This window comes from Burkholderia sp. LMU1-1-1.1 (assembly GCF_040675865.1).
Taxonomy (GTDB): Bacteria; Pseudomonadota; Gammaproteobacteria; order Burkholderiales; family Burkholderiaceae_D; genus Rugamonas.
On record NZ_JBEGHG010000002.1, the window covers coordinates 138,215 to 158,015 of the forward strand.

The window sequence follows — 19,801 nt, forward strand, 5'->3', positions numbered from 1 at the left end:
TCAAGTACCGTACCAATATTTACCTCGGAGAAACAAGTTGAAGACTGCATCCGCTAATCTGACCAAATATCTCGCCGTGCTTGCGCTGGGCTGGAGTGCATTGGCGCCGGTGCAGGCCCAGACCTCGGCCTCGCGCATCGCCTGGCTCAGCCCCGAGCGCATCTACAACGAGTCCAAGCTGGCCAAGCTGGCCAGCGAGAAGCTGCAGGAAGAGTTCAAGAGCCGCGAGAAGGCCATGCAGGACATGGCCGGGCGCCTGAAGACGGCGTCCGACAAGCTGGAGAAGGAAGCGCCGGCGCTGTCCGAGGCCGACCGCGTCAAGCGCCAGCGCGACGTGTTCGAACTCGATAAGGAATACCAGCGCCGCCAGCGCGAGTTCCGCGAGGACCTGAGCCAGCGCACCAACGAGGAGCGCCAGGCCATTTCGGACCGCGCCACCAAGATCATCCGCCAAATGGCCAATGTCGAAGGCTTCGACATCGTGCTGCAGGACGCGGTATGGGCGAGCCCGCGCATCGACATCACCGACAAGGTGCTGGCGGCGCTCGATAAAGACAAATAAATCACACAAGATTGGATACCCCGATGGGCACTCGACTGGGAGAATTGGTCGAACGCTTCGGCGGGCAGTTGATGGGTGACGCGAACCTGGAAGTGACCGGGATCGCGCCATTGACCGACGCCGGCGTTTCGCACATCAGCTTTCTGAGCAACAGCAAACTGCGCGCCCAGGCGCTGCAGACGGCGGCGGCGGCGTTGATCGTCTCGCCCGCCGATGACGAATTCATCGCCGCCGGCTACGCCGGCGCGCGCATCGTCACCCCCAACCCGTACGTGTACTTCGCCAAGGCGGCGCAGTATTTCTACTCGCTGACGGCCATCGTGCCGCCGGCGGGCATCCACCCGACCGCCTTCATCGGCGAGGGCGCGCAGATCGCCGCCTCGGCCCATATCGGACCGAAGGTGGTGGTGGAGCCGGGCGCGGTCATCGGCGAGCACGCCGTCATCGACGCCGGCTGCTACATCGGGCGCGAGGCGGTCATCGGCGAGGGCACGCACTTCTTCGCCAACGTCACCTTCCACGCCTACTGCCAGATCGGCGCGCGCGGCATCATCCACTCGGGCGCCGTCATCGGCACCGACGGATTCGGCTTCGCCAACGAGAAGGGCGTCTACGTCAAGATCCCGCAGACCGGCCGCGTGATGATCGGCGACGACGTCGACATCGGCGCCAACACCACGGTCGACCGCGGCGCCTTGGCCGACACGGTGATCGAGGACGGCGTCAAGCTCGACAACCTGATCCAGATCGCCCACAACTGCCACATCGGCGCGCACACGGCGATGGCCGGCTGCGTGGGCATGGCCGGCAGCACCACGGTGGGCAAGTACTGCACCTTCGGCGGCGCCGCCATGATCAACGGCCATATCACCATCGCCGACCATGTCAACGTCGGTCCGTCGACGATGATACCGCGCTCGCTCACGGAGCCCGGCACCTATATCGGCTACTACCCGATGTCCCGTCCGGCCGAATGGGAAAAGTCGGCCGTCATCGTGCGCAACCTGTCGGCCATGCGCGACAAGGTGCGGGCGCTGGAAAAAACAATTAAAACACTGACGAATCAAGAAGAGAAATAATTATGACCACCACTCCGGAAACCACCGAATCGTCCTGCACCAAGAAGTGCCTGGATATTCACGCGATCAAACAGTACCTGCCGCATCGTTATCCGATGCTGCTGGTCGACCGCGTGCTGGATTGGGAGGCCAACAAGCGCATCACGGCGATCAAGAACGTCACCGCCAACGAGGAATTCTTCAACGGCCATTTCCCGCACAAACCGGTCATGCCGGGCGTGCTGATGATCGAGGCGATGGCGCAAACGGCGGCCATCCTGTCGTTCCTGTCGATCGGCGTCAAGCCGGACGAGAACTCGGTGGTGTACTTCGTCGGTATCGACAACGCCCGCTTCAAGCGTCCGGTCGAACCGGGCGACCAGCTGGTGATGAATGTCGAGATCCTGCGCCACGCGCGCGGCATCTGGAAGTACAAGGCGGTCGGCACGGTCGACGGCCAGCTCGCGCTCGAGGCGGAGCTGATGTGCACCATCCGCAGCGCCACCGACGCCAGCCAGCCGATGGGGAAGTAAGCATGTCGAAGATTCACGCCACCGCCATCGTCGATCCCAAAGCGGAACTCGACAGCAGCGTCGAGGTCGGGCCGTACTCGGTCATCGGGCCGAACGTGCGCATCGGTTCCGGCACGATCGTCGGGCCGCACGTGGTCATCGAAGGCCACACGAGCATCGGCAGCGACAACAAGTTCTTCCAGTTCTCGTCGATCGGCGCCGCGCCGCAGGACAAGAAGTGGTCGGGCGAGCCGACCCGCCTGAGCATCGGCGACCGCAACACGATCCGCGAATTCTGCACCTTCAACACCGGCACGGTGCAGGACAAGGGCGTCACCACGCTCGGCAACGACAACTGGATCTCGGCCTACGTCCACCTGGCGCACGACTGCCAGGTCGGCAGCAACACGATCTTCTCGAACAACGCGCAGATCGCCGGCCATGTCGAAATCGGCGACTGGGTGATCATGAGCGGCTTCGCCAACGTTCACCAGTTCTGCAAGATCGGCGCCCACGCCTTCGTTGGCATGAGCACCTCGCTGACCCAGGACGTGCCGCCGTTCGTGCTGTTGAACGGTAACCCGGCGCAGGCGCACGGCGTCAATATCGAAGGCCTGAAGCGGCGCGGTTTCACGCGCGAGCAGATCAACGGCATCCGTACCGCCTACAAGCTGATTTACCGCTCCGGCCTGACGCTGGAAGAGGCCAAGGCCGCGCTGCTGGCCGAGGAGCAGGCCACGCCTGCCGCCGCCGAGCAGATTCGTTCGATGCGCGAATTCCTCGGCATCGCCAGCCGTGGCATCGTCCGCTGACATGACGCAGCCGGAACGATCGCCACTATCGCTGGCGGTCGTCGCCGGCGAGCCTTCGGGCGACGTGCTGGCCGCGCGCCTGTTATCGGGACTGCGTCCGCATCTGCCGGAGGCGCGCTTCCACGGCATCGGCGGCGAGCATATGATCGCGCAGGGCTTCGAATCGCACTATCCGATGGACAAGCTGACCGTGCGCGGCCTGCTGGCCGTGATCCCGCGTTATCCCGAAATCAAACGCATCCAGAACGAACTGCGCGACCGCCTGCTGGCCGAGCGGCCGGCCGCCTTTATCGGCGCCGACTATCCGGGCTTTAACCTCGGCCTGGAGATGCAGCTCAAGGACGCGGGCATACCGACCATCCACTACATCGGACCGCAGATCTGGGCCTGGCGCGGTGGCCGCATCAAGAAAATCATCAAGGCGGTGTCGCACATGCTGGTGGTCTTCCCGTTCGAGGAGGAGATCTACCGCCAGGCCGGGGTGCCGGTCAGCTATGTCGGCCATCCGCTGGCCGAGCTGATACCGATGGCGCCCGACGAAGCGGCGGCGCGCCGCGTCCTGGGCCTGCCGGAGGACGCCAACGTGGTGGCCATCATGCCCGGCAGCCGCATGTCGGAACTGAAGTACAACACGGCCGCCTTCATCGGCGCCGCCAGGCTGCTCAAGGAGCGCGACCGCTCGCTGCGCTTCGTCGCGCCGATGGCGGGCGAGCGCCAGCGCCAGTACTTCCTCGAACTGGTGGCGCAGGCCGGCCTGCAGGACGTGGAAATCCAGCTGCTCGACGGCCAGTCGCACACCGCCATCGCGGCGGCCGACGCCGTGCTGGTGGCCTCGGGCACGGCGTCGCTGGAGGTGGCGCTGTTCAAGAAGCCGATGGTGATCGCGTATAAAATGATGGCGGCCGAATACCAGATTCTGCGCCATTTCGGCTACCAGCCGTGGATCGGCTTGCCGAACATCCTGGCGCGCGAATTCCTGGTGCCGGAGATGCTGCAAAACGACGCCAGTCCGCAGGGACTGGCCGACGCCATGTGGAAGCAGCTGAGCGACGTGCCGCACCGTCTGAAACTGGTGCAGCGCTTCAGCGACATGCATCACAGCCTGCTGCGCAACAGCGCGGTGGAGAGCGCGGCGGCCGTGCTCAAGGTAATTTCAAGGTAGAGAATCAACGTGAAAAATCAACATCCCGGTCTGTTCGACGACCTGCCCGATTCGCTCGACGAGATCATTTGCGGCGTCGATGAAGCCGGCCGTGGCCCGCTGGCCGGGCCGGTGTTCGCCGCCGCCGTCATCCTCGACGTCTCGCGGCCCATCGCCGGCCTGCGCGACTCGAAAAAGCTGACCGAAGCCAAACGGGATCTGCTGGCGCCAATGATCAAGGCGCAGGCGCTGGCCTGGGCCATCGCCGAAGCGTCGGAAGAGGAAATCGACAAGCTCAATATCCTGCAGGCGTCGATGCTGGCGATGCGGCGCGCGGTGGAGGCGCTGAAGACGGTGCCGACGCTGGCCCTGATCGACGGCAACCGCTGCCCGGTCATGAAAATCCAGAGCATCGCCGTCATCGGCGGCGACGACAAGGTCGACGCCATTTCGGCAGCCTCGATCCTGGCCAAGACGGCGCGCGACGCCGCGCTGGTGGCGCTGCACGCGCAGTATCCGCATTACTGCTTCGACCAGCACAAGGGCTATGGCACCGCGCTGCACCTGGAGCGCCTGCGCGAGCATGGCGCCTCGCCGGTGCACCGCCGCTCGTTCGCGCCGGTGCGCGAGGTGCTGGAGCTGCACGCGCTGCGCAACGGTGTGGTCGTCGAGACGGTCAAGGTGGCGAAGGTGGAGCAGAAGGTGCAAACCGCGCAAACCATGGACTTGCTGCCCGCCGGAGGGTTCGCATGAAGACCATCACCTCGCGCGACAACGCGCAATACAAGGAACTGGTCAAGCTGGCCGGCAGTTCGCAGGCGCGCCGCAAGTCCGGACGCACCTTGCTGGACGGCGTGCATCTGTGCCAGGCCTACCTGCAATTGCGCGGCCTGCCGGAGCAATGCATCGTCAGCGAAACCGCGCTGCACAACCCGGAAGTGATGGACATCGTCGGCCAGTTGGAGGCGAAGCACGCGCACGTGCTGGCGCTGCCGGATGCGCTGTACAACGCCGTCAGCCAGGTCGAACATGGCGTCGGCGTGATGTTCTCGGTGCAGACGCCGGAGCGCGCCGTCACAGAGCCGCTGGCCGTATCGGCGGTGCTGCTCGATAACGTGCAGGACCCCGGCAACGTCGGTTCCATCCTGCGCAGCGCGGCGGCTGCTGGCATCAAGCAAGTCTATTGCAGTGCCGGCACCGCGTTCTGCTGGTCGCCCAAGGTGCTGCGGGCGGCGATGGGCGCGCACTTCGTGCTCGATATTTTCGAGAACGTCGACCTGGCCGCGCTGGTGTCTTCGTCCAAGGTGACCTCGCTGGCCACCAGCGGCTACGCCACGCAGCGCCTGTACGACGTGGATCTGCGGCAGCCGGTCGCCTGGCTGTTCGGCCACGAAGGGCAGGGCGTCGCGGACGATCTGCTATCGATGGCGACCCACCAGGTGGTGATACCGCATCTCGGGCAAGTGGAGTCACTGAACGTCGCCGCATGCGCGGCAGTATGCTTTTTCGAACAAGTCAGGCAGAATCAACTGTAGAACGTTTGATCGGAGCCGTCATGGATATCGCGCAGTTGCACTTTCTGGTAGCGGAAGGGGATCAGGTACAACGACACGCGCTGGCCGATATCCTGGTCCATCTGGGCGTGGGCCGGATCACGCAGGCGCCGGACGGCTACACGGCGCTGCGCCACTTCAGCGCCGGCATCACGCCCCCGGTGGATATCGCCATCCTCGACCTGGCCTTGCCCGGCATGGACGCGCTGGAACTGATACGCCGGCTGGGCGAAGCGAAGAGCACAGCCGGCATCATCATCGTCGGCGCCCAAACCAACGCGGTGCTGTTCTCGTGCGAGACGATGGCCGACGCCTACGGCGTCAACGTGCTGGGCGCGATCGGCAAGCCGGTCATCGGCAGCCGTCTCGAAGCGCTGGTCGCCAATCATTTGCATCGTCCTGAACCCCACGCCGCCACCAGCGGGGTGCAGCCGATGTCGTTCGCCGAAGTGGGCGCGGGTTTGCAGGCGCGCGAATTCGATCCCCACTTCCAGCCCAAGATAGAACTGGAGACGGGGCAGGTCAAGGGACTGGAAATGTTCGCGCGCTGGAGCCATCCGCTGCATGGCGTATTGGGGCCGGCATCGTTCATGCCGGCGCTGGAGCAGAACCGGCGCATCGACTTCCTCGACTGGAGCATGATCGAAAAGTCGGTCGCCGCCTGCCGCACCTTGCACGACCAGGGCATACCGATCTCGTTCTCGATCAACGTCGACCAAAGCACCCTGGCGCACCCGCAGTTCATGGAGCAGATCGCGGCCTGCCTGGCGCGGCACAGCATCCTGCCCGACTACATCACCTTCGAGATGACCGAATCGTCGGTGCTCACGACCGATCCGCACTTTCTCGAGCGGCTGCTGCGGTTGCGGATGAAAGGCTTCGGCCTTGCCATCGACGACTACGGCACGGGGCGCAGCAATTTGCAGCTGCTGGCGCGCATACCGTTCTCGGAATTGAAGATCGACCGCAGCTTCGTCGACGGCGCCTCCAAGAAGCAAGCGATCGGCACGGTGCTGCGGTCCTGCCTCGGGCTCGCGCGCAGCCTGGATCGGCGCTCGGTCGCGGTCGGCGTTGAAACCAAGCAGGACTGGGACTTCCTGCAAGGGCTGGGCTGCACGTACGCGCAAGGCTACTACATCGCCAAGCCGATGCCGGTCGAAGAATTCCCCGCCTGGCTCGCCGACTGGCAACATTTCTTTTAATTGCCTGCGCGTCTCCGTGGTTTTTGCCTTCGTGGCCGTGATTTAATTGGCGATGGTTTTTGCGGTGTCGATCATCTTGAAGTACGCAGGTTTGGGCTTTTGCTGGCGGTCGAACAGCAGCGGCGAGTCGTGGCGTCCTTCGTATTCGCCGTGATTGAGCCAGGTGTGGCTGTCGGAGATGCCCCACAGCGTCACCGCCCGCAGTTCGGGATGGGCCAGGAAGACCTTCATCAGCGCCGCATAGCGCTCGCCCTGCAGTTGCAGCAGCTTTTCCTCGGTGTCCGATAGCGACTTGGCCTGGTACCGGTACAGGCTTACATCGAGCTCCGTGACTTGGTTCTCCAGGCCTAAGCGCGCAAAGGTGGTCAGCGATTCATCGATCGATTCCACCGATGGGCTAAACACCGAGACGTGCATCTGGTGCCCGACCCCGTGCACCGGCACCCCGCGCGCGATCAAGCCCTTGACGATCCGTTCCAGGCACTGGCGCTTGGCCGGTTCGTCGGTCGAATAGTCGTTGATATACAGCCGCGCCTTCGGATCGGCGGCATGGGCGTAGCGGAAGGCTTGCTCGATATACGCGTCGCCGGTCGTGGCGAACCATTTGTCCTTGCGCAGGCAGTTTGGCTGCTTCTCGTCGATGACTTCATTGACCACGTCCCAGGCGTACACCGCCCCCTTGTAGCGGCCGACGACCGTTTCGATATGCGACTTCAAACGCGCCAGCACCAGATCGCGCGATGCCGGTTTGCCCTCCTTGTCGGTCCACATCCACTCGGGCGTGCGCAGATGCCATAGCAAGGTGTGGCCGCGCATGGCCATGCCGCTTCCCTGCGCGTAGGCCACCAGCTTGTCGGCGGGCGCGAAATTGTACGCGCCTTCCTTCGGCTGGATGTCGGTCGGCTTCATGACGTTTTCGGCGACGATGCTGTTGAAGTGCGTCGCCAGCAGCGGCGCTTCGGCGGATGTCAATTGCGACGGCTCGATGGCCGCGCCGATCTTCAGCCGTCCTTCGTAGGCTTTCGCCAGAGAGGGCGTCTCCTGCGCTGCCGCGTTCAAAACAAAAGTCCCCAACAGCATGGTCAACGCGGCGCGCCGGATCATGTCAGTACTCCCGACGGTTAGGTTTGATCTCTTGAAGGATCGTGGTCGAAATCTCCTCGATCGATTTGGTCGTTGACGACAGCCAGCGGATGCCTTCGCGCTTCATCATCATTTCCGCCTCGTTGACCTCATAGCGGCAGTTCTCGATCGACGCGTACTTGCTGCCGGCGCGGCGCTCGTTGCGGATCTCGGCCAGCCGCTCCGGCGTGATCGTCAGCCCGAAAATCTTCGGCTTGAAGTCGTACAGCGACGACGGCAGCTTGCCGCGCTCGAAATCGTCCGGGATCAGCGGATAGTTGGCCGCCTTGATCCCGTACTGCATGGCCAGATACAGGCTGGTTGGCGTCTTGCCCGAGCGCGAAACGCCCACCAGGATCACGTCGGCCGAGGCCAGGTTCTTGTGCGATTGGCCGTCGTCGTGCGCCAGCGAGAAGTTGATCGCCTCGATGCGGTTTTTGTATTCTTCGCTGTCGACTATGTTATGTGAGCGACCAATGGTGTGTGTCGATTTGACATTTAGTTCTTGTTCCAGTGGGGCAACAAATGTCTGGAACAAGTCCATATACATGCCTTTGCAGGCGCGGATCACGTCCGACAATTGGGTCTGCACCAGGGTCGAAAAGATGATCGGACGTTGACCGTCGGTTGCAAAAGCCTCGTTGATCTTGCGCGCCGCGTCGTGCGCCTTGTCCAGGGTATCGATGAAAGGCAGGCGGACCTGGCGGAAGCGCAACTCGAACTGGGTTAGCACGGAGTGACCAAAAGTTTCGGCCGTGATGCCGGTGCCGTCGGAGACGAAGAACACGGTGCGGGCGGACGACGGCAGGGGAGGACGTTGTTCTTGTGTCATGTGATGTAAGCCTGTCAGGATTGTGAATCGTCAATTTGAGCCGCAGGCTGTAGAATGGACGCCATAGGTAAGATTGTGCTGCACGACGACCAATATAACAAGAATCAATCAAGGTACAGCGTCTGCGCACCGCCGGAAGATTTCTATCATCAAAAGGTGTCAATATGTCTAACGCAGCATTGAAGGAGCAAAATAACGAAGCGGTTTACGTCGCGTCGTTCGAAAATTTGCGCATGACGGATGTCGAATCCGTCGGCGGCAAGAACGCCTCGCTGGGCGAAATGATCAGCCAACTGGCGGAAGCCGGTGTGCGTGTTCCGGGCGGCTTCGCCACCACGGCGCAGGCATTCCGCGACTTCCTGTCGCATAGCGTCGGTGGCGGCAAGCCGCTGGCCGAGCGCATCGCCGACCGCCTCGCCGACTTGAACATCGACGACGTGCGCTCGCTGGCGCAAGCGGGCGCCGAGATCCGTCAATGGATCGTCGAGACCCCGTTCCAGCCACGCCTGCAACAAGAGATCGAGACCTTCTACGACAAACTGGTGGCCGATTCGAGCACCGAAATGTCGTTCGCCGTGCGTTCGTCGGCCACCGCCGAGGATTTGCCGGACGCGTCGTTCGCCGGCCAGCAGGAGACCTTCCTCAACGTCGTCGGCATCGACAATGTGCTCGACGCGATGAAGCACGTCTTCGCCTCGCTGTACAACGACCGCGCGATCTCGTACCGCGTCCACAAAGGTTTCACCCACGCCGAAGTCGCCCTGTCGGCCGGCGTGCAGCGCATGGTCCGTTCGGATCTGGGCGCGGCCGGCGTGATGTTCACCATCGACACCGAATCCGGCTTCAAGGACGTGGTCTTCGTCACCTCCAGCTATGGCCTGGGCGAGACGGTGGTGCAGGGCGCGGTCAATCCGGACGAATTCTATGTCCACAAACCGATGCTGGAAAAAGGCAAGTCGCCCGTCATCCGCCGCAATATCGGCTCAAAGCTGCTGAAGATGGAGTTCACCAACGAAGCCAAGGCAGGCCGCTCGGTTAAGACCGTCGACGTGCCGGTGGAAATGCGCAACCGCTACTCGCTGAACGACGCCGAAGTGGTGGAACTGGCCAAGTACGCCGTCATCATCGAAAACCACTACGGCCGTCCGATGGACATCGAGTGGGGCAAGGACGGCCGCGACGGCAAACTGTACATCCTGCAGGCGCGTCCTGAAACCGTCAAATCGCAGCAGAAGGCGACCGACGTGCAGCAGCGCTTCAAACTGAAATCGAGCGGCACCGTGCTGGCCTCGGGCCGCGCGATCGGCCAGAAGATCGGTGCCGGTCCCGTGCGCGTGATCCACGACCCGGCCGACATGGAACGGGTGCAGCCCGGCGACGTGCTGGTGGCCGACATGACCGACCCTAACTGGGAACCGGTCATGAAGCGCGCCTCGGCGATTGTCACCAATCGCGGCGGCCGCACCTGCCACGCGGCGATCATCGCCCGCGAACTGGGCGTGCCGGCGGTCGTCGGTTGCGGCGACGCCACCGAGATCCTGAAGGACGGCACCTTCGTCACCGTGTCCTGCGCCGAAGGCGACGAGGGCAAGATCTACGACGGCCTGCTGGAGACGGAAGTGTCGGAAGTGGCGCGCGGCGAGCTGCCGAAACTGTCGACCAAGATCATGCTCAACGTCGGCAATCCGCAGCTGGCGTTCGACTTCCAGTCCGTGCCGAACGCCGGCGTCGGTCTGGCGCGTCTGGAATTCATCATCAACAACAACATCGGCGTTCACCCGAAAGCGATTCTGGAATACCCGAACATCGATGCGGACCTGAAGAAAGCGGTGGAGTCGGTCGCGCGCGGCCACGCCTCGCCGAAGGCCTTCTACGTCGACAAGCTGGCCGAGGGTATCGCCACCATCGCCGCCGCCTTCTGGCCAAAACCGGTGATCGTTCGCCTGTCCGACTTCAAGTCGAACGAGTACAAGAAGCTGATCGGCGGTTCGCGCTACGAGCCGGACGAGGAAAACCCGATGCTGGGCTTCCGCGGCGCGGCGCGCTACCTGGCCGAGGACTTCGCCGGCGCGTTCGAAATGGAATGCCAGGCGATGAAGCGCGTGCGTAACGACATGGGCCTGACCAACGTCGAGATCATGGTGCCGTTCGTGCGCACCCTGGGCCAGGCCGAGAAGGTCGTCAACCTGCTGGCCAAGAACGGCCTGGTGCGCGGCGAAAACGAACTGCGCCTGATCATGATGTGCGAAGTGCCGTCGAACGCGATCCTCGCCGACCAGTTCCTGGAGCACTTCGACGGCTTCTCGATCGGTTCCAACGATCTGACCCAGCTGACCCTGGGCCTCGACCGCGACTCCGGCATGGCGCTGTTGGCCGCCGACTTCGACGAGCGCGATCCGGCCGTCAAGGCGCTGCTGTCGCTGGCGATCAAGGCTTGCCGCGCGCAAGGCAAGTACATCGGCATTTGCGGCCAGGGTCCTTCCGACCATCCGGACTTCGCGGTCTGGCTGATGGAGCAGGGCATCGAGTCGATGTCGCTGAACCCGGACTCGGTGATCGACACGTGGCAGAAGCTGGCCGCGCTGCAGAAATAAGAATAAAGTTTGACGCGGGCTGAAAATGGTATAGACTGGAGTTGTCGAATTTAGTTGCAAAAAACTCTATCAATACCATCTGTCTTGCTGCAAAAACCCTCGTGTCCCGATTCGGGAAGCGGGGGTTTTTGCATTTTTCAACCGCCATAAGGGGAGAACATCATGGCTGACTGGAGTTACTGGCTTGTCGCCGCCGGGGCGATCGTCATCGTGGAGCTGTTCATCGGCACGTTCTACCTGCTGATGATCGCGATCGGGCTGGCCGCCGGCGCGCTGGCCGCGCTGCTGGGGCTCGGTCTGGCGTTGCAGACGCTGGTGGCCGCGCTGGTGGGCGTCGCCGCCACGGTCGCGCTGCGCCGCAGCCGCTTTGGCAAGCAGGGGGGCCGCGTGCAGGCCGAGCGCGATCCCAACGTCAACATGGATATCGGCCAGACGGTCAATGTGCCGGCCTGGCAGGATGGCTCGGCGCGCGTGATGTATCGCGGCGCGCTGTGGGACGTGGAGCTCGAGCGCAGCGCGTCGGAGGCCAATCCCGCGCCGGGGCAGTACAAGATCCGCGAAGTGCGCGGCAGCCGCCTGATCGTGGCCGGCTAAGATTAATTCACTGGAGAGTTTAGATGGATATCAGTTTTGGTAACGTAAGCCTGGTCCTGTTCGTCCTGGCGTTGGTGTTTGTGTTCAAGACCATCAACGTGGTGCCGCAGCAGCATGCTTGGGTCGTCGAGCGGCTTGGTAAATACCATGCGACCCTGGGCCCCGGCCTCAATATCGTGATCCCCTTCGTCGACCGCATCGCCTACAAGCACGTGCTCAAGGAGATCCCGCTGGACGTGCCGCCGCAGGTCTGCATCACCAAGGACAACACGCAGTTGCAGGTGGACGGCATCCTGTACTTCCAGATCACCGACGCCATGCGCGCCTCGTACGGCTCGTCGAACTACATCGCCGCCATCACGCAGCTGGCGCAGACCACCTTGCGCTCGGTGATCGGCCGCATGGAGCTGGACAAGACCTTCGAGGAGCGTGACCACATCAACACCACCGTGGTCAACGCCATCGACGAATCGGCCGCCAACTGGGGCGTGAAGGTGCTGCGCTACGAGATCAAGGATCTGACGCCGCCGAAGGAGATCCTGCACGCGATGCAGGCGCAGATCACCGCCGAGCGCGAAAAGCGCGCGCTGATCGCCGCCTCCGAAGGCCGCAAGCAGGAACAGATCAACATCGCCAACGGCGAACGCGAAGCGCAGATCGCCCGCTCGGAAGGCGACAAGCAGGCGGCAATCAACCGCGCCGAAGGCCAGGCCGCCGCCATCGTCGCGCTGGCGGAAGCGAATGCGTCGGCGCTGCGCCAGGTCGGCGCCGCGATCCGCGAGCCCGGTGGCGAGGATGCGGTCAACCTGAAAGTGGCGGAGCAGTACGTCGGCGCCTTCGGCCAGCTTGCCAAAACCAATAATTCGATTATCATCCCGGCCAACCTGGGTGAGATGAGCGGCTTGATCGCGACCGCGATGCAAGTGGTGAAGACGCAGAAGGACGCGTCGCTGATCAAACCCGCCAAAGCATAAGGAACAGACGATGGGTACATGGGCGGTGGAAGCCTTCGGCAACGACTACGCGCAGGACTGGGCGCAGGACTTGCAGGAGATTAGCAATCTGGACGCGGTCGAGGACACGCTCAACACGGCGCTCGACACCGGCGCCGGCGAGCTGGAGGCGCCGTTCGCGGCGGAGGCGCTGGTGGCGATCGAGGTCCTCGCGCGCCTTCAGGGCAAGGGCGGCGCGGCCAGCGAGGATAGCGCGGCGGTCGACGAGTGGGTCGAGGCGCGCAAGCCGAAAGCGCGCCGGCGCGCCGATCTGGAGGAGAAGGCGTTGCAGGCCATCGCCCGCATCCTGTCCGACCAATCGGAGTTACGCGAGTTGTGGGCCGAGAGCGAGCATTACGAGGCGTGGCGCGCGTCGGTCGAGGAATTGCGCGCGCGCGTGCAGACCTGATACTTAGAACGCGTAGGTCAAGCCCAAACTCCACGATTTGGGTGGATGCACCGGATACCACGCGTAACGCCGGCCGTCGTCCTGCACGTATTCGCGGGCGATTTGCAGCGTCCAGTTACCGAAAGGGATGCCGACGCCGAGGCGCGCGTCGATGCGCGACGAGGTCGGGATGCCGGCCCAGTAGCCGCCGCTGATGTTATGCAGCACGCCCGCGTGGGCGATCAGATTGAAGCGCGGATGCACCGGGTAGAACGCGCTGACCTCGGCGTACACCGTCTTCACCGGGAAGCCCAGGTACTTGGGCGAGTAATAGATGCGCGTGCTGCCACGTTCGAAGCTCAAACCGGCGTAGCACTCGGAAAAATCGTTCGGATGCGCCTGCGTATAGGTGATGCGGCTGCAGCCGACCTCCCAGCTGCCGCCCGACTGAAGGCGCCGCGCATAGCCGGCGTAGCCTTGCAGCTTGTAGCCTTCGACGTCGCCGATGGTCATGGCGCTGGCGAACCCGCCCAGATACCATCCCGCCACGCCATCGACATTGATCGTGACCTGCGGCACGGCCTTGCCCTTGCCCGGGTTTTGTCCCCGATAGCGGTACTCGGACTGCAGCGCCACGCTGCCGCTGATATCCATATCCGCCTGCGCGCGGGCCGGCGGCGCCAGGGTGCAGAGGCAGGCGAGGGCGATGGCGGCGCCGTGCGACCTCACTGCGTGGCGCCGCGCTGGCTCAGTTTGGTTGGGCAGCCGCAGCTGCAATGGTCGATGAGAAGGGAAATGGTGGCGCATGCGTCAATATTAACAGCGTTCAACACTTCTGGCGGTTGCAGCATGCGCCGCAACTGGGCGGGCGTCGCGCCCGGCTGCAACTCCCCCAGCAACGCCAGCATACCGGAAACGTGGGCCGCCGCGTACGAGCTGCCGCTGACGAAGGACCAGCGCGCGCCCGGCGCGGTGGTGGGCACATCGTTCCCCGGTGCGAACAGCGGCCGCTCCAGGCCGGCCGCCGCCGACGCCTTCACCATCAGCGCCGCCGCGCTCACCGGCGCGAAATTGCCGGACACCTTGACGCTCGGCTGCGAGGCCACCGCCAGCACGCCGCGATGGCTGGCGGGGAAGGTCGGCGCGCTCGCCTGCGCGTCCACCGCGCCGACCACGCCGATGCCGCGCGCAACCGCGACGTCCAGTAAACGGTCCAAAAGCCTGTCGGGCGGACCGGACAGGCTCAGGTTGATGACTTTGGCGCCGTTGAGTATCGCGTAGTTGATCGCTTTGCTCAGTGTGAAGCTGTTACATCGGGTGCTCTGGTTGGGCAGTTGCCAACAGGCCCGCAAGCCCATCAGCCTGGCCTTGGGCGCGACCCCGACGATGCCGCCGTTGCCGCTGCGCGCCGCGATGATGCCGGCGACGGCGGTGCCGTGGATCTCCGGCGGCGGCTCGCCGTTGTCGACGAAGTTGGCGTTGACCGCCAGCTGGCCTTGCAGATCGGGGTGGTTGCCATCGATGCCGCTGTCGATCACCGCGACCTGGACCTCGCGGCCGGTGGTGTAGCGGTGCAGGTCGGCCACATGCCAGTAGCGGGCCGCCGGCTGCACCGGATACAGCGCGTCGGCGGCGCCGGCCGCCGAATTCGCGACAGGAGCGACCGGGGCTGCAGGGACGACCGGCGCGGGCGCGGCGTTGCCGCCGGGGGCGGCGCCGCGCGGCGCCTGCCCGGCCATGCCTTCGAACCTGGCCACCGGCTGCGCCCATTCCACTTGCGGATCGTGCGACAGCTGTTCGATGATGCGGGCGGCGTCGGCGTTGTCCTTGTAGCGCATCACATAGCAATCGATGCCGAGCAGCGACATGGGCCAGCCTTCGACCACCGTCATGCCGTGCTGTTGTGCCAGCGCTTCGGCGCGGCGCCGGCGTCCGCCGCTGCCGCTGTCGTCCATATAGCGGCCGCCGTACGTGGCGTCGGGCCGGTAGTGGGTGGCGGGCAGGCGCAGCATCACCAGCAGCTGGTTGGCGCCCGGATCGTGGGCGCCGTCGTCGGCGGGCGGCAGGATGCGCTCGTCCCCCGGCGGCGGCGCGGCGCCCGCCACGGGCGCTGGCGCGGCCGTTTGCGGCTCACGGGCGCCCGCCGGGACCGCGCCCGCCGCCGCCAGTGCGAGCACGGCGGCCAGCACGAGGGCACGCGCGTTCAAGGCGCGCCGCCGTCGTCGAGCGCCTCGGCCAATTTGACGGCCGGGTCGGCGCGCAGCGCTTGCAGCGCGCGTTCGCGGTTTTCATCCGGCACGCTGATCAGGTAGGCGTCGGTCACGGTCGGGCCGTCGACCACGCGCGCGCCCTGCGCTTGCAGGATGCGCCGCAGTTCGCGTTCGGTAGTGGTGGGCTGGAACATCACGACCAGGTTACCGGCCGGGGCGCCGCCGACGCTGTTGCCCAGCACCCGATAGGCCGCCGGCGGTTCGTCCGGACGCGCCAGCAGCGCCACCAGACCGACGATCAACACCCATTGCGCCGCCACCGCCCACCGCAGCCAGGTCGGCTGGTTGGCCGCGCCCATGGCCCACCAGCGCCGTGGAACGACGGGCACGCCCGGCGCCGGCGCATCGGCCAGCGGCTTGGCGGGAGCGGCGTTGGTGCCGGCCGCGTTGGCGCGCGCCGGCGCATCTTCGACGTCGTCCACCGGACCCAGCGCGGGCAATATCCGCGCCCAGGCACGTTCCATGTCCACACCCGGCGGCAGGGCGGTGTCGGCGCTCCCTTGGTCCAGCATCTCGCGCTCCCATTGCAAATCCTGACGGCATTGCTCGCAGGTGTGCAGATGCACTTCCACGCGGTGCGCGTCGTCCGGTTCCAGTTGCGATGACGCGTACCAGGGCAGCAGTTCCTGCACCGCCTGGTGGGCCGGGACATCCAGTCTGAAGACTCGCCCGTTCATCGACCGTTCTCTCTCTCGTTCCACAACAAATCCTTCAATCTGTGCCGCGCGTGAAACATCCGGGTTTTGACCGTGTTCACCGGGCAGTCGACCACTTCAGCGATGTCGCTGTAGGCCATCTCATGATAATAGGTTAGCACCATCACCGCGCGCTGTGCGGCGGGCAACTGATCCAACGCCTCGGCGACCGTGTTCTGCAATTGCAGCCGGGTGATCGCCTGCTCCGGCTGGTTGCCGCTCTCGTCCTCGTACAGCGACGCGTCGGACTCCACCGGATCGTCGCTGCCGCGCAGCCCCTTGAGGGTCTTGCGGTAGGCAATGGCGAAAATCCACGTGGAAGGTTTGCAACTGCCATCGAAGGTCTCGGCTTTTTGCCAGACCACCAACATGGTGTCATTGACAATTTCCTCGATCAACGTGGCATTGCGGGTCATCCGTCCGATAAAGCGCGACAGGCGCGAAAAATAGCTGCGGTACAACTGCTCGAAGGCGGCCCTGTCCCCGCCCGCTATCCTTCCTAGCAGGCACGCCTCGTTCGCATCCGGTAATGAGCCCGTCGACAGGCCCTGTGATTGACGCATCCGCCATCCTCCATTGTTTGCCGTAGATGCCGTTCGGTGGATAAATGGTTCTACTAAACAGCAAATATATATACGCAACAAGCACGCAACAAGCACGCCACAGGCGGCGGCACGCGACGCCGGGTCAAAACCTGTCCATCCCGCATGCTACCACCCGGATTCGGCTACCATGGCATGCATGAACCTGAACGCTCAAATCGACCAACTGCACACCTTTCTACACCAGCACCGGCGCGTGCTGGTCCTGACCGGGGCCGGTCTCAGCACCGACTCCGGCATTCCCGACTACCGCGACAAGGATGGCGTCCGGCGCGGCCGCACGCCGATCCAGGGACCGGATTTCCGCCGCGACGAGGGCGTGCGCCGCCGTTACTGGGCGCGCAGCATGGTCGGCTGGCCGACGTTGGCGCAGGCCGCGCCGAACGTCGGCCACCGCGCGCTGGCGGCGCTGGAGGCGGCCGGCCGCATCGACGGCTTGATCACGCAAAACGTCGACGGCCTGCACCAGCGCGCCGGCAGCCGCAATTTGATCGAGTTGCACGGCAACATCCACGGCGTCGTCTGCCTGGACTGCCGCCGGGTCGGCGAGCGCGCCGCGATCCAGACGGAATTGCTGGACGCGAATCCCGGCCTGTTCGCGGTCGACGCCGAGGTGCGTCCCGACGGCGACGCCGAGGTCGAGCTGGAGGCGCTGCAGCGCTTCCACGTGCCGGTCTGCGGGCATTGCGGCGGCACCTTGCAACCTGACGTGATCTTCTTCGGGGACAACATCCCGGCCCAGCGCACGGCCGACGCTCTGGCCATGATGGCGCGCGCCGACGCCTTGCTGGTGGTCGGATCGTCGCTGATGGTGTTTTCGGGCTACCGTTTCTGCAAGCTGGCGGCCGAGGCGGGCAAGCCGATCGCGGCGATCAACCTCGGCAAGACCCGCGCGGACGACCTGATCGGACTGAAGGTGGAGGCGGCCGCCGCCGAGGTGCTGCCGCGCCTGCTATGAGTTCGGATTAGTTCCGCTGCAACATCGAGCGGACGATGGCTTCCTTGGCCAGCACATAGTCCTGTCCGGCCAGCACCAGATTGGAGTTCGGCTGGATGACCTTGACGTTGATGAACACCATGTCGCTGGTCTCCGCGTAGGAGCCGACCACGATCGCCTGGGCGTTGTGGGCGGTGGCCACTTCGCCGATTTCGCGGGTGAGCATCAGCTCGCCCTGGTTACGCTTCAGGTAGACGTTGTTGCGCAGCTTCATCTCGATCATGCGCATGCCGCCCTGCGCCAGGCGGGTCGACACCTGCTCCGACACCAGCCGGCCCAGGGTCGTGGTCTGCTCCAGCGCGTCGATGTTGACGATGGTGGCCATGATCAGCGGCTTGTCGGCGGTCAGCTTGCCGTTGAGTTGATGCATCAGCGAATCGGCGGCCTTGTAGTTGGCGTCGATGAACTGGTTGGACGAGATCGTCGAATAATTGCCTTCCTCCTTGGTGGCGGTGGAGGAGCAGGCCGCCAGCAGCAACGGCAGCGCCAGCGCGGCGGCGCGGGCCAGGGGTGTCATCAGCATTTACATGTCTCCGCGTACTTTGAAGGTACGGGTCAATTTGGTCAGTTCGGCGTCCTGCTCGAGGACGCCGTACAGTTCGCGGTCGGAATCGGCCACGTAATAGGCCGACGTGGTGCGCGCCAGGTACCGGTACTGGTCCGACACCGACAGGGTCACGATGATCTCGGTCTTCGGCGTTTGGCCGGGGGCGAACTGGGCGTTGTTGAGGTCGTATGGGTCCCAGCCGGCGTTCATCGCCTCCTCGTTCGACAGCGGCGCCGGCGTCAGCTCGGCCATCGACACGCCGCCGGGCAGGGCGGTGCGCTCGCCGATGGGACGGTATTGCGGGCGGTCGGCGGCGAAGGTGACGGCCTGGATGTCCAGGTCGATCTTGAGCGAACCGGCGGGCGTGCGCGTGACGACATAGCCGTCGTTCACCAGCGAGGTCGTCAACTGGGTGACCAGCGCGCGCTGGAAGGCGTTCGAATCGGCCGGCTCGTTGATGAAGACCGGACGGGGCGGACTCTTCTTGAGCTGGGCCACCAGCCGTTTTTCGATGCTGTTGGACACCACGCCCCAATGGTAGGCCGCTTGCAGCTTGGCCTGCTTGGTGGTGGGGAAGTTCGCGGCCAGCGGCGCCGGCGTGTAGCGCGCCGCACATCCTGACAGGACCAATCCGGCTGCCAGAGCCATTGCAGTTTTCAGCGCCATTGTTGCCTCATCGTCAAAAGTCTACCGTATCCGGGGCCGCGAAGGGAGAGCGCAGCGGCCGCGAATGTAAAATCATCCAGCGTCCAGTTTAGCATGGATGTTTCCGATTAGAAATTCTCAAGGCGATAAAAAACCCGGTTCGGGACCGGGTTGTGTACGGAGCGCGCAACAGTTTTGGCGGTTTTAGCGGCTGTGGGTCTTCATCGCGGCGGCCACCTCGCGTTTGCCGTCGCGATCCTTCTCGGTGGCGCGCTTGTCGTGCATTTTTTTACCCTTGGCCAGGCCGATTTCACATTTGACCCTGCCGCCCTTGTAATGCAGGTTGAGCGGCACCAGGGTATAGCCGGAGCGCTCGACCTTGCTGATCAGCTTGTCCATCTCCTGGCGGTGCAGCAGCAGCTTGCGGGTGCGCACCGCCTCCGGGCTGATGTGGGTGGACGCGGTGGGCAGGGCGCTGATATGGGCGCCGAACAGGAACAGCTCGTCGCCACGGATGGTGACGTAGGCCTCCTTGATCTGCACGCGGGCGTCGCGGATCGCCTTCACTTCCCAGCCTTCGAGCACGATGCCCGCCTCGTAGCGGTCCTCGATGAAGTAGTCAAAAAAGGCTTTTTTGTTATCGGCTATGGTCATGGGATCGTAAATCAGCTGTAAACCCGTGC

General features: G+C 64.3%; 22 protein-coding genes. 13 read left to right on the top strand and 9 right to left on the bottom strand.

The genetic code is table 11. The annotated features are described in order from the left end of the window. The first annotated feature begins 37 nt into the window (after positions 1-37). Genes MRBLMU1_RS03000 through MRBLMU1_RS03035 form a run of 8 tightly spaced genes read left to right on the top strand, consistent with a single transcriptional unit; the run spans position 38 to position 6,840 of the window. Complete coding sequence (locus MRBLMU1_RS03000) at positions 38-562, top strand: OmpH family outer membrane protein (RefSeq protein WP_315212902.1); 525 nt, start codon at positions 38-40, stop codon at positions 560-562. A 23-nt stretch (positions 563-585) separates the two neighbouring features. Next, the gene (gene lpxD / locus MRBLMU1_RS03005; protein ID WP_363496812.1) at positions 586-1,641 is read left to right on the top strand and encodes a UDP-3-O-(3-hydroxymyristoyl)glucosamine N-acyltransferase; all 1,056 of its coding nucleotides are present in this window, start codon (positions 586-588) and stop codon (positions 1,639-1,641) included. Between the two features lie 2 nt (positions 1,642-1,643). Continuing rightward, a complete protein-coding gene (gene fabZ, locus MRBLMU1_RS03010; RefSeq protein WP_315212907.1) occupies positions 1,644-2,153 on the top strand; it encodes a 3-hydroxyacyl-ACP dehydratase FabZ in 510 nt (169 codons plus the stop codon). Between the two features lie 2 nt (positions 2,154-2,155). Continuing rightward, positions 2,156-2,944, top strand: coding sequence for an acyl-ACP--UDP-N-acetylglucosamine O-acyltransferase (gene lpxA / locus MRBLMU1_RS03015; RefSeq protein ID WP_363496815.1), 789 nt, complete (start codon positions 2,156-2,158; stop codon positions 2,942-2,944). Beyond that, positions 2,928-4,106 carry a lipid-A-disaccharide synthase gene (lpxB, locus tag MRBLMU1_RS03020; protein WP_414646020.1) on the top strand — a complete coding sequence of 393 codons (1,179 nt, stop codon included), beginning with the start codon at positions 2,928-2,930 and terminating at the stop codon, positions 4,104-4,106. Before lpxA ends, lpxB begins: the two co-directional genes overlap by 17 nt. A gap of 9 nt (positions 4,107-4,115) precedes the next feature. Next, positions 4,116-4,838 carry a ribonuclease HII gene (rnhB, locus tag MRBLMU1_RS03025; RefSeq protein WP_363496818.1) on the top strand — a complete coding sequence of 241 codons (723 nt, stop codon included), beginning with the start codon at positions 4,116-4,118 and terminating at the stop codon, positions 4,836-4,838. Then, positions 4,835-5,620: a TrmH family RNA methyltransferase gene (locus tag MRBLMU1_RS03030; RefSeq protein ID WP_363496821.1), complete on the top strand. Its 786-nt coding sequence runs from the start codon at positions 4,835-4,837 to the stop codon at positions 5,618-5,620. The genes rnhB and MRBLMU1_RS03030 overlap by 4 nt, the downstream gene beginning before the upstream one ends. 20 nt (positions 5,621-5,640) lie before the next feature. Then, a complete protein-coding gene (locus tag MRBLMU1_RS03035) occupies positions 5,641-6,840 on the top strand; it encodes an EAL domain-containing response regulator (RefSeq protein ID WP_363496824.1) in 1,200 nt (399 codons plus the stop codon). Between the two features lie 42 nt (positions 6,841-6,882). Here the strand turns inward: MRBLMU1_RS03035 and MRBLMU1_RS03040 are convergent, their stop codons facing one another. Continuing rightward, entirely contained in the window at positions 6,883-7,944 is a 1,062-nt protein-coding gene (locus MRBLMU1_RS03040) for an endo-1,4-beta-xylanase (RefSeq protein ID WP_363496827.1), read from the bottom strand. A 1-nt stretch (position 7,945) separates the two neighbouring features. Beyond that, entirely contained in the window at positions 7,946-8,794 is an 849-nt protein-coding gene (gene ppsR / locus MRBLMU1_RS03045; RefSeq protein ID WP_315212929.1) for a posphoenolpyruvate synthetase regulatory kinase/phosphorylase PpsR, read from the bottom strand. Positions 8,795-8,958: 164 nt separating this feature from the next. Here ppsR and ppsA point away from each other — a divergent pair, with 164 nt between their 5' ends. The 4 genes from ppsA to MRBLMU1_RS03065 all read left to right on the top strand — a co-directional run bounded on the left by ppsA (position 8,959) and on the right by MRBLMU1_RS03065 (position 13,383). After that, positions 8,959-11,388, top strand: a complete 2,430-nt coding sequence (ppsA, locus tag MRBLMU1_RS03050; protein ID WP_363496830.1) for a phosphoenolpyruvate synthase — start codon at positions 8,959-8,961, stop codon at positions 11,386-11,388. Positions 11,389-11,550: 162 nt separating this feature from the next. Further along, complete coding sequence (locus MRBLMU1_RS03055) at positions 11,551-11,982, top strand: NfeD family protein (RefSeq protein ID WP_363496833.1); 432 nt, start codon at positions 11,551-11,553, stop codon at positions 11,980-11,982. Between the two features lie 23 nt (positions 11,983-12,005). Next, entirely contained in the window at positions 12,006-12,956 is a 951-nt protein-coding gene (locus tag MRBLMU1_RS03060; protein ID WP_209714004.1) for an SPFH domain-containing protein, read from the top strand. A 10-nt stretch (positions 12,957-12,966) separates the two neighbouring features. Next, positions 12,967-13,383: a DUF4259 domain-containing protein gene (locus MRBLMU1_RS03065; RefSeq protein WP_363496837.1), complete on the top strand. Its 417-nt coding sequence runs from the start codon at positions 12,967-12,969 to the stop codon at positions 13,381-13,383. A 3-nt stretch (positions 13,384-13,386) separates the two neighbouring features. Here the strand turns inward: MRBLMU1_RS03065 and MRBLMU1_RS03070 are convergent, their stop codons facing one another. From MRBLMU1_RS03070 to MRBLMU1_RS03085, 4 genes are read right to left on the bottom strand one after another with little or no spacing between them, the layout of a single operon-like run. Next, complete coding sequence (locus MRBLMU1_RS03070) at positions 13,387-14,091, bottom strand: TorF family putative porin (protein WP_363496840.1); 705 nt, start codon at positions 14,089-14,091, stop codon at positions 13,387-13,389. Further along, positions 14,088-15,569, bottom strand: a complete 1,482-nt coding sequence (locus MRBLMU1_RS03075) for a S8 family peptidase (RefSeq protein WP_363496843.1) — start codon at positions 15,567-15,569, stop codon at positions 14,088-14,090. The genes MRBLMU1_RS03070 and MRBLMU1_RS03075 overlap by 4 nt, the downstream gene beginning before the upstream one ends. After that, positions 15,566-16,309 (bottom strand): zf-HC2 domain-containing protein, encoded by a 744-nt coding sequence (locus MRBLMU1_RS03080; protein WP_363496846.1) that lies wholly within the window; start codon positions 16,307-16,309, stop codon positions 15,566-15,568. The genes MRBLMU1_RS03075 and MRBLMU1_RS03080 overlap by 4 nt, the downstream gene beginning before the upstream one ends. After that, positions 16,306-16,890, bottom strand: coding sequence for an RNA polymerase sigma factor (locus MRBLMU1_RS03085; protein ID WP_363496849.1), 585 nt, complete (start codon positions 16,888-16,890; stop codon positions 16,306-16,308). Before MRBLMU1_RS03085 ends, MRBLMU1_RS03080 begins: the two co-directional genes overlap by 4 nt. Before the next feature lie 169 nt (positions 16,891-17,059). Between MRBLMU1_RS03085 and MRBLMU1_RS03090 the strand changes: the two genes are divergently transcribed. After that, complete coding sequence (locus MRBLMU1_RS03090; RefSeq protein ID WP_363496852.1) at positions 17,060-17,887, top strand: NAD-dependent protein deacetylase; 828 nt, start codon at positions 17,060-17,062, stop codon at positions 17,885-17,887. Between the two features lie 7 nt (positions 17,888-17,894). Here MRBLMU1_RS03090 and MRBLMU1_RS03095 read toward each other — a convergent pair whose 3' ends face one another. From MRBLMU1_RS03095 to smpB, 3 genes are all read right to left on the bottom strand, one after another. After that, entirely contained in the window at positions 17,895-18,449 is a 555-nt protein-coding gene (locus MRBLMU1_RS03095) for a FlgO family outer membrane protein (protein ID WP_363496855.1), read from the bottom strand. Next, positions 18,450-19,121 (bottom strand): hypothetical protein, encoded by a 672-nt coding sequence (locus MRBLMU1_RS03100; RefSeq protein ID WP_363496858.1) that lies wholly within the window; start codon positions 19,119-19,121, stop codon positions 18,450-18,452. It abuts the gene before it with no gap. A gap of 201 nt (positions 19,122-19,322) precedes the next feature. Continuing rightward, entirely contained in the window at positions 19,323-19,772 is a 450-nt protein-coding gene (smpB, locus tag MRBLMU1_RS03105; protein WP_090313823.1) for an SsrA-binding protein SmpB, read from the bottom strand. Positions 19,773-19,801 lie beyond the last annotated feature (29 nt).

Coding starts and splice junctions, on each gene's coding strand:
- MRBLMU1_RS03085 (WP_363496849.1), bottom strand. CDS start 16,890: ATGCGTCAATCACAGGGCCTGTCGACGGGCTCATTACCGGATGCGAAC.
- lpxD (WP_363496812.1), top strand. CDS start 586: ATGGGCACTCGACTGGGAGAATTGGTCGAACGCTTCGGCGGGCAGTTG.
- MRBLMU1_RS03095 (WP_363496855.1), bottom strand. CDS start 18,449: ATGCTGATGACACCCCTGGCCCGCGCCGCCGCGCTGGCGCTGCCGTTG.
- ppsR (WP_315212929.1), bottom strand. CDS start 8,794: ATGACACAAGAACAACGTCCTCCCCTGCCGTCGTCCGCCCGCACCGTG.
- MRBLMU1_RS03080 (WP_363496846.1), bottom strand. CDS start 16,309: ATGAACGGGCGAGTCTTCAGACTGGATGTCCCGGCCCACCAGGCGGTG.
- MRBLMU1_RS03100 (WP_363496858.1), bottom strand. CDS start 19,121: ATGGCTCTGGCAGCCGGATTGGTCCTGTCAGGATGTGCGGCGCGCTAC.
- MRBLMU1_RS03040 (WP_363496827.1), bottom strand. CDS start 7,944: ATGATCCGGCGCGCCGCGTTGACCATGCTGTTGGGGACTTTTGTTTTG.
- MRBLMU1_RS03055 (WP_363496833.1), top strand. CDS start 11,551: ATGGCTGACTGGAGTTACTGGCTTGTCGCCGCCGGGGCGATCGTCATC.
- MRBLMU1_RS03030 (WP_363496821.1), top strand. CDS start 4,835: ATGAAGACCATCACCTCGCGCGACAACGCGCAATACAAGGAACTGGTC.
- ppsA (WP_363496830.1), top strand. CDS start 8,959: ATGTCTAACGCAGCATTGAAGGAGCAAAATAACGAAGCGGTTTACGTC.
- lpxA (WP_363496815.1), top strand. CDS start 2,156: ATGTCGAAGATTCACGCCACCGCCATCGTCGATCCCAAAGCGGAACTC.
- MRBLMU1_RS03065 (WP_363496837.1), top strand. CDS start 12,967: ATGGGTACATGGGCGGTGGAAGCCTTCGGCAACGACTACGCGCAGGAC.
- fabZ (WP_315212907.1), top strand. CDS start 1,644: ATGACCACCACTCCGGAAACCACCGAATCGTCCTGCACCAAGAAGTGC.
- smpB (WP_090313823.1), bottom strand. CDS start 19,772: ATGACCATAGCCGATAACAAAAAAGCCTTTTTTGACTACTTCATCGAG.
- MRBLMU1_RS03090 (WP_363496852.1), top strand. CDS start 17,060: ATGGCATGCATGAACCTGAACGCTCAAATCGACCAACTGCACACCTTT.
- MRBLMU1_RS03060 (WP_209714004.1), top strand. CDS start 12,006: ATGGATATCAGTTTTGGTAACGTAAGCCTGGTCCTGTTCGTCCTGGCG.
- MRBLMU1_RS03035 (WP_363496824.1), top strand. CDS start 5,641: ATGGATATCGCGCAGTTGCACTTTCTGGTAGCGGAAGGGGATCAGGTA.